Consider the following 7,888-nt stretch of genomic DNA (forward strand, 5'->3'; position numbering starts at 1 on the left):
AGATAGTTCATCAAAACTCACTACGGCAGAAAATTTTTATTATTTCAGCCAAAACTGACCACCAAAATCGCTGCAGTCCGCCCCCTAAAAGGTTTGCAGCGAAACGATCATTTTTTGCGGTAATTCACTTCGCTATAGCGCTGAAACTCTTCGACCACATACTGAGCAAACATGTTAAACCTCAGGGCACGATGGGGATCTTGGTGATAAACCAAGTACACAGGGGTATCGGCCACTTTCCAGTCACTAAAAACCGGAACTAAGGTTTGATTGGCCAGCTCGTCAGGACAGTACAAGGTGGGTAGCCTAACAATACCATTGCCAGCGATCGCACTGGCGATCATCGCTCGGCCGTTCTTGCATTTAAATCCACCTGAAATCGCCACCTCAGCATGCAACTTAGGATCGCTAATGTGTTGATAATGCCAATGGTCGATACTGCCCGTAATGCAATAATGCTGCTTTAACTCTTTCGGGTGGCTCGGTGTCCCTCTTTGTTGCAGGTAAGCTGGCGCAGCCATGGTTTCATTGCTCAGAGTAAGCAGTTTTCTCGCGATTAAGTTAGAGTCAGGTAAACTGCCCATTCGAAATACAAAATCAAATTGATCCAACAGCAGATCCACCCGTTGGCTGCTGAAATCCAGCTCGACCTCAATATCTGGGTAACGTTTTACGAAGTCACTGACCAACGGCGCAACGATTTCCTCACCAATGAAGCCGCCCACCGAATTAATTTTGATTTGTCCTTTTGGCGAGTTGGTTATGTCCATCGCTTGGGCGCAGGCAGCATCAATGATATTCATCGCTTGACGACACTCTTGATAAACCAACTGCCCCTGCTCTGTCAGCCTCTGCGCCCGCGTGGTCCGGATGATCAGGCTCACCCCCAATACTTGTTCCAATTTAGTCAGTTGCTTGGATAAATGGGAGCGGGAACAATTAAGAACCTCAGCAGCATGGGTAAAACTGCCTGATTCCGCAATCACCAGAAAAGTTTGTATTAATGATAGATCCGGTGCCATAACGACCTCAATTTGTAATCATATGTAAACAATCATATTCCAATGAGGCCATATATCAACAATAAGCTTTTCTATAATCTTGTCTGCATTGAAATACAGTCAACAAGTGAGACAACAATGAAATCATTAATCGTTATTACCGGCGCCTCATCAGGCATAGGCGCCGCGATGGCAAAAGCCTTCAGTGCCAAAGGCCATCCATTACTATTACTTGCTCGCCGCCTTGAGCCTATGCAAGCGTTGGCATTAGATAACTGCATGACCATCAGTGTTGATGTCACCGATGGCGCGGCCATTAGCGCAGCAATTGCTCAAGCTGTGGCTAAATTTGGCCCAGTTGGCTGCCTAATCAACAACGCAGGCGTCATGCTACTTGGCCAAGCAGACCAACAAGATCCCGCGGAATGGTCGCGTATGCTCAACATCAACGTCATGGGCGTTCTCAATGGTATTCACGCGGTACTTGCTGATATGAAACAGCGCAAAACTGGCACCATTATCAATGTAAGCTCGATTGCCGGTCGCAAGACTTTCCCAAATCATGCCGCTTACTGTGCCACTAAATTTGCAGTACATGCGCTAACGGAGAACATTCGCGAAGAAGTGGCAATGGATGATGTTCGCCTCATTACTATTGCCCCTGGTGCAGTAGAAACCGAACTACTTAGCCATACCACCAGCGATGAAATTAAAGCGGGTTATGAAGACTGGAAGCAAGATATGGGCGGCGTTGTTGCGCCAGAAACCATTGCTGATGCCGCCCTGTTTGCCTATGAGCAACCACAAAGCGTTTGCGTACGTGAAATTGTGCTCGCTGCGACACGTCAGCAACCTTAATGGCAACTTAGGCTGATTTTGTTCAGTTAGCTTGCCAGCAAAATACGCGGTGAAGCAGCAATGCTCACCGCTTTTTTATCCCTGTAATGACTTAGCGTTTATTTCTCCAGCAGTAAATCTTTTAAATCCAGCAAAAAACAGTACAAAAACATAGCGCTTTGACTAAAGTTACTGTTAACTTAGTAGCAACAATTGCCTAAAAATTGTTCCCGTAATCACGCCACTGACTCCATAACAAGGAAATAAGCGATGACAGAGAACTTTAGTCTGCTAGCAAAAAACCGCGCTTGGGTTGAGCTGCTGTTTTCCTCCACATTTATCAATTTACTGTCATTGGCACTGCCATTTACTATGCTGCAGATATACGACCGTATTCTGCCTAATCAAGGTTATGGTACCGCAAGCGTGTTGGCATCTGCGGTAGCGGTCGCAATTATACTGGAGCTACTACTGCGGTATGCCCGCAGTTGGATGCTCGCATCCAGCGCCGCTAACTTTGAGTTACAGAGCACGACCCAAACCGTCAGTGCCCTACTCAATTCTGATTATCGTAAGATTGAGTCTTTAGGCTCTGGCGTGGTCTCCAATGGCCTCAACAGCATTGCCACCATGCGAGAAATCTATTCAGGGCAAGCGTTAGTCGCCTTGATGGACTTTCCCTTTGTACTGATATTTTTAGCGCTTGTTGCCTACATTGGTGGCCCCTTAGTGTTCATTCCTATTGCAGTATGGGGGGTTATCGGCGCACTAGTGTATGTGATTGGCAAACAGCTAAATCAAGCGACTCAGGCTTTAGCGTTAACTGAAGGTGAGCGCTCACGCTTGTTAATTCAGGTGCTGTCGGGACTCACTACTGCCAAAGCGCTAGCAATGGAGACCAAACTGTGTGGAATGTATAACGATATAAACTATCAACGCTTGGCAGAGCAGCACCGGGTCGACTGGCTGTCATCTAAGCTACAAGAGTTGATTCAAGGTGCTTCGCAAGGGACTACCTTACTGATTGTATTAATTGGTTGTTTAGCAGTGTTAGATGGCGAGCTGACTACAGGTGGACTGGCGGCCTGCTCCATATTGGCCGGTCGTGCCATAGCCCCGCTTAGCGCCATTATCAGCCTGCGCTCACGTTTAGCGGTAGCCAAAACCGCAATGTCTCAGGTTGCAGAATTAAGCGAGCTGCCACCAGAATCATTTACCGGCACCACGCAATATCAACAAAAATTGCCCCTAGGCCCAATCCGCTTTGAGGCAGTCAGTATTGAGCAAACCGCTGCCAAGTTAAATGAGGTCAATATTGAAATTGCCCCAGGCAGTCTGGTGACGGTGACCTCTAATCCATTAACCCAAGCCAGCTTATTGTTAAGTTGTATTGGCGCTTTTCATCGCGTAAGCCAAGGTGAAATTACCATAGCGGGTATTGAGCAAAGCCAGCATAAGCGCAATGAGTATCGACAGTCTGTTGCTTATATCGCACCTTGGCCAATCTTATTGAGCGGTAGCTTAATGGAAAATATGACCCTGTTTTCTGCTGATAAAGAAGCCGAAGCAATGGTGGTTGCCGAGGCGCTGGGACTAACGGATACCATCGCTCAACTACCTGCCGGTTACCAAACTTTAGTCGGTAGCAGTGACAATCAGTCACTCAACAAAGGCGCCATTAAGTTGATTGCACTGGTGAGAGCACTGGTGCAGTCGCCATCTATTTTGCTGCTTGATGAGCCCATGGTTTCTCTCGATGCTGACTCGCAGCAGCGTCTTATTAACGTGCTGCAGGCAAAACGTGGGCAGATGACCATTATCTGTGCCAGTTATTTTGACAGTATCAAGGCTATCAGCGATATGCATATCCACCTTGATGCCGAGGGTCGTAACCATAATACGGCCAAGGAGGTATCAGCATGAATACCGCCAACGCTACCTCAGCAACCTCAACGCCAAACGAGCTAAAACTTGCCGCAATAAGCTTGTTTCAACAATTGGGACTGTACGCCCAAGCCACTCACCTTCTAAATGATGCTAAATCACAGGAGTTTGACACCTTAGCGTTAAACCAACTTCTTAAACATCATCAATTACGTTTTAGAGTACTGAACTTTGCTCCACAAGTTATGGCCCAAACGAGTCACCCCGCGATACTGGTACCAAAGGATGCGACAGCGAGCGTTATTAGAAGACGAGGTGAGCAGCTAGAGCAACTTGATAGCAATGATCAGTGGCAAGCCGTCGCTTCTGCTATGAGCGGCCATGTCATAGTGATAGATGGCCTCCCTTCTGATAAACAAACCAGTAAAGCCTTTGCCAGCGAACTGAGTAAAAAGAGTAAATGGTGTCGACCGGTGTTTTGGCTCAGTCTGCTCTCTAGTATTACCGGGCTAGCCGTGCCGTTGTTTACCATGGCGGTTTATGACCGCGTTATTGGGGGACAAAGTCCGAGTGTGCTCCCCACTATCGCACTGGGTGCGGTATTGGCTGTGGCTATTTTAGTCTCTAGTCGACTGTTACGCGCCAATGTATTAGCCAGCACTAGCAATCGCTTTGCGCGAGACTTATCTAATATGACCTTTGGTCGCTTACTCAATATGCCGTTAATGGTGTTGTCACGGGTAGGGCTGTCGAATCATATTGCGCGTATGCGCAATGCTGAAAAGGTTCGTACCTTGCTTGCAGGCCCTGGCGGCGCGGGATTGGTCGACCTGCCCTTTACCTTGATAGCTTTAGTCACAATTGCGCTGCTCAGCGGTTGGTTGGTGGTTGTGCCCTTGGTGATGTTAGTGCTGTTTTATTGGGTAATGAAACTGCTCAATAAGTACACCCAATCGGCGTCTCCCACCATTAGCTCAGACTACCAGCAATCACTCAATGAACTGGCCAAGAACTTACTCCAAGTGAAAACCAGTGGTAATAGCGATGGTTGGTTTACTGAGTTTTCTCGCCAATGTCGAGAACATTGCCGGCAGAATTTCATTTATGCCAAACGTAACGGCCTCAATGCTGCAATGGCCCATGCTATGAGTTTGTTTACCGCGCTTATCACTGTATTTACTGGTATATTTTTAGTCTTAAATCAGAGCATTAGCCCAGGAGCACTCATTGCCTGCGTCATGTTAATTTGGCGTATCACAGGTCCAGCACAATTAGCATTTTCATCGAGTCAAAAAATCACCATGATGCGCGGCGCGGCGGAGCAGTTTGATCGCTTCATGTTAGCGGGTACCGAGCATAATGAGCTGCGACTGGATACTCCTAAGACAGATCAAGCCCCAAAGGTGAGCTTTCAGCATGTGACTTTACGATACAGTGCCGAAACAGAACCTGCTTTATCTGGCATAACCTTAGATATCGAACCCGGTGAAAATGTGGCTATTATCGGCCCGAATGCCTGCGGCAAGACCTCCTTATTGCTGGCAGCAATGGGGGTTGTAGAAGCCCAAGCTGGGTTCATCACGATTAATGGCAAAAATCTCAGGCAATACGACCCACAAGCCTTCAGACAATGGGCGGCTTACAGTCCTGCACAAGCTGATCTATTGCCCGGTACCCTCGCAGACAATATTCGTATCGCCAAACCCAACGCCACTGATGAAGAGCTGATCAATGCACTTTACGCCGCTGGCGGTAGTGCACTATTTGATGCGCTTGGCAATGACATTCATTGCGAGCTGTTTAAGGATGGCCATAGCCTGCTATCACCCGTTGAAGGCGGATATATTAGTTTAGCCAGAGCACTGCTAAAACAGTCGCAATTGCTGATACTCGATGAACCGATTGCCAACCAAAACCCCTACGCCAAAGCGCAGCTGTTGCAAACCTTTGCCAAGTTAAAGGGTAATACTACAGTGCTGTTTACCAGCCACGACCCGCAGTTAATTCAACAAGCTGACAAAGTGGTCATATTAGATAAAGGCACTGTGGTTTACGCCGGGCCAGTACCTGATGCAAACACAGCGGATTCTGCCAACAACAGCCACGCGACTCAGCAGGAGACTCACAACCATGGATAATCGTCAACTCGCCAATCGCACTTGGCCGGCCCATGAATTTGCTGAAGCAATTGAAGCGCCATCAGAAAGAAAGCTGATTAAGCGCATCATCATGCTAATTGCCGGCTCAGTGCTTATTATGTTGCTATGGTCGATATTCACTCATGTTGAAGAGATCTCGAAATCTAAGGGCCAAGTTGTGCCATTAGGCCATAGGCAGGTGATCCAAAGCCTTAGTGGCGGCACCATCGCTTCTGTGGTCGTAGAAGAGGGAGACGTCGTTAAAAAAGGTGATGTGCTCGCAAGTTTTGTTGCCATCGATAGTCAATCAGCTGAAGAGGAGCTGGAAAGTAAACGCGCCAATTTATTACTACGCATAGAGCGTTATGATGCTTTCATTGGCCAACGTGATGCTGACTTTTCATCGTTTAGCGACAGCTACCCGCAACTAGTCAAATTGCATACGGCTTCACTGTTACGTATGAATCAAGAGCGCGAAGCCATGCAACAATTATCAGCCTCTGAGGTTGCCAAATCTCAAGCAGAACTTGATGGTTTGAAAACCGAAACCCCTCCACTTCGCGACCAAATTGATACCGCTGAACAGACCTTGAAAATGATGCTTTCAGTCACTGCAGAACAAGCCGTATCTAAGCTACGAATTTTAGAGTCACAACAAAAATTAGATGCCTACACTCGCGAGTTAAAAAGCATGCAAAGCAAGCAGCAAGTATTGGCAAAGAACCTAGTAAACCTAGAGCAGCAACTTAAACAGAAACAGGCCACTCAGCTCAAAGAAGTGGAAGAAAAGCGCACCGAAACACAAGCACAACTACTGGGAATTATTGCCCAGTTAAAGTCTTCTGGCTCGTTAGTATCGCAAAACACCGTTACCGCCCCCGTTGACGGCATCATTCAATCGATTCCCTCATCATCAACGGGCAGTGTCATTCAACCCGGCGGGACAGTCGCAGTTATTGTTCCTATGACTAAAACAGGGCTAATGGAAGTGAAGTTATCGCCCAGAGATATTGGTTTTGTGCGTGAAGGGCAAGCAGCAAGAATTAAAATAGATGCGTTTGATTATAGCCGCTACGGCGCATTGGACGGCGTAGTAAAACGTATCTCACCCAGTACCGACACGGATGAGAAAGGTGGTGTGTTTTATAAGGTACAAATTAGCATCAACAAGCCTTATTTTGGGCCACAACCCGGTCAATTTGATTTAATTCCTGGCATGACTGGCGAAGCTGACATTGTCACTGGTGACAAAACCGTATTTCAATACCTTTGGAAGCCAGTATTTACCAACGTAACAGAAGCTTTTGGTGAGCGATAGGAGTCTAGTACTATGTCCCAAGATGATAATCGTCCACACAATGAGCGCGCTAACACTAAGCATGACGATGATGCTAAGCAGCAAAAAAAACGCGAGCAAGTTGCCAAAAGTAAAGCCAGCAAACATGACCGCGATGTGGCAAACCTTAAAGCCAAAGAGTTCCGCGATAGCCGCACAACTCAGATAGGTAATAAGGATTTAGTTGCCGATAAGTCATGGCAAACTCAAGTGACTAGCACAACAGAAAAACCAACTGACGTCGAACCTTTGTCATCAGAAATTGAGCAGTCGGATACTATCACGGCTAAGCAAACAACGGATGCAGACCAAGTTGTCCATGAGCCAGCATCAACAGCAAGTAAGCACGCTAACCAAGCTAACGAAAGCGCCAAAAGTACAGTTGCCGCTAACCCTTTGGTGGTCGAACATGGCAGTAGCGAAACCACAGGTATTGAGTCACAGCAAGCCAGTATCTCTCGCGGACAAGCACCTGAACTATCCTCGATTAGCCTCACACTAGCACCCAGCCCACAGACGCCTGCTAGCTTTACCGTTTCAATGACACCAGATCTGACAGAGCCTATGGTTGGCGCACCGTTAACCACAACTGACCATACTGGCACTGGCACTGGCACTGGCACTGGCACTGGCACTGGCACTGGCACTGGCACTGGCACTGGCACTGGCACTGGCACTGGCACTGGCACTGG

6 protein-coding genes are annotated in these 7,888 nt (G+C 47.5%); 5 read left to right on the top strand and 1 reads right to left on the bottom strand.

Going from position 1 to position 7,888, the window contains the following annotated elements:
- Nucleotides 1-107: 107 nt before the first annotated feature.
- A complete protein-coding gene (locus tag L865_RS0113430; protein ID WP_028773717.1) occupies nucleotides 108-1,022 on the bottom strand; it encodes a LysR family transcriptional regulator in 915 nt (304 codons plus the stop codon).
- A 117-nt stretch (nucleotides 1,023-1,139) separates the two neighbouring features.
- Here L865_RS0113430 and L865_RS0113435 point away from each other — a divergent pair, with 117 nt between their 5' ends.
- The 5 genes from L865_RS0113435 to L865_RS0113455 all read left to right on the top strand — a co-directional run.
- Complete coding sequence (locus L865_RS0113435; protein WP_028773718.1) at nucleotides 1,140-1,859, top strand: SDR family oxidoreductase; 720 nt, start codon at nucleotides 1,140-1,142, stop codon at nucleotides 1,857-1,859.
- 249 nt (nucleotides 1,860-2,108) lie between these two features.
- On the top strand, nucleotides 2,109-3,761 hold the full coding sequence (locus L865_RS0113440) for an ABC transporter transmembrane domain-containing protein (protein WP_028773719.1): 1,653 nt from the start codon (nucleotides 2,109-2,111) through the stop codon (nucleotides 3,759-3,761).
- Nucleotides 3,758-5,860: a peptidase domain-containing ABC transporter gene (locus L865_RS0113445; protein ID WP_037471143.1), complete on the top strand. Its 2,103-nt coding sequence runs from the start codon at nucleotides 3,758-3,760 to the stop codon at nucleotides 5,858-5,860. The genes L865_RS0113440 and L865_RS0113445 overlap by 4 nt, the downstream gene beginning before the upstream one ends.
- Nucleotides 5,853-7,178 carry an HlyD family type I secretion periplasmic adaptor subunit gene (locus tag L865_RS0113450; protein WP_028773721.1) on the top strand — a complete coding sequence of 442 codons (1,326 nt, stop codon included), beginning with the start codon at nucleotides 5,853-5,855 and terminating at the stop codon, nucleotides 7,176-7,178. The genes L865_RS0113445 and L865_RS0113450 overlap by 8 nt, the downstream gene beginning before the upstream one ends.
- A gap of 12 nt (nucleotides 7,179-7,190) precedes the next feature.
- Nucleotides 7,191-7,888 (top strand): hypothetical protein (locus tag L865_RS0113455; protein WP_028773722.1); only part of this gene is annotated, 698 nt, incomplete at its 3' end.

The sequence above is a fragment of the Shewanella waksmanii ATCC BAA-643 genome (assembly GCF_000518805.1).
Classification (GTDB): Bacteria; Pseudomonadota; Gammaproteobacteria; order Enterobacterales; family Shewanellaceae; genus Shewanella; species Shewanella waksmanii.

What these genes read in the sequence shown, in the direction of transcription:
- L865_RS0113430 (WP_028773717.1), bottom strand. Translation starts at nt 1,022, where the DNA reads ATGGCACCGGATCTATCATTAATACAAACTTTTCTGGTGATTGCGGAA.
- L865_RS0113435 (WP_028773718.1), top strand. Translation starts at nt 1,140, where the DNA reads ATGAAATCATTAATCGTTATTACCGGCGCCTCATCAGGCATAGGCGCC.
- L865_RS0113440 (WP_028773719.1), top strand. Translation starts at nt 2,109, where the DNA reads ATGACAGAGAACTTTAGTCTGCTAGCAAAAAACCGCGCTTGGGTTGAG.
- L865_RS0113445 (WP_037471143.1), top strand. Translation starts at nt 3,758, where the DNA reads ATGAATACCGCCAACGCTACCTCAGCAACCTCAACGCCAAACGAGCTA.
- L865_RS0113450 (WP_028773721.1), top strand. Translation starts at nt 5,853, where the DNA reads ATGGATAATCGTCAACTCGCCAATCGCACTTGGCCGGCCCATGAATTT.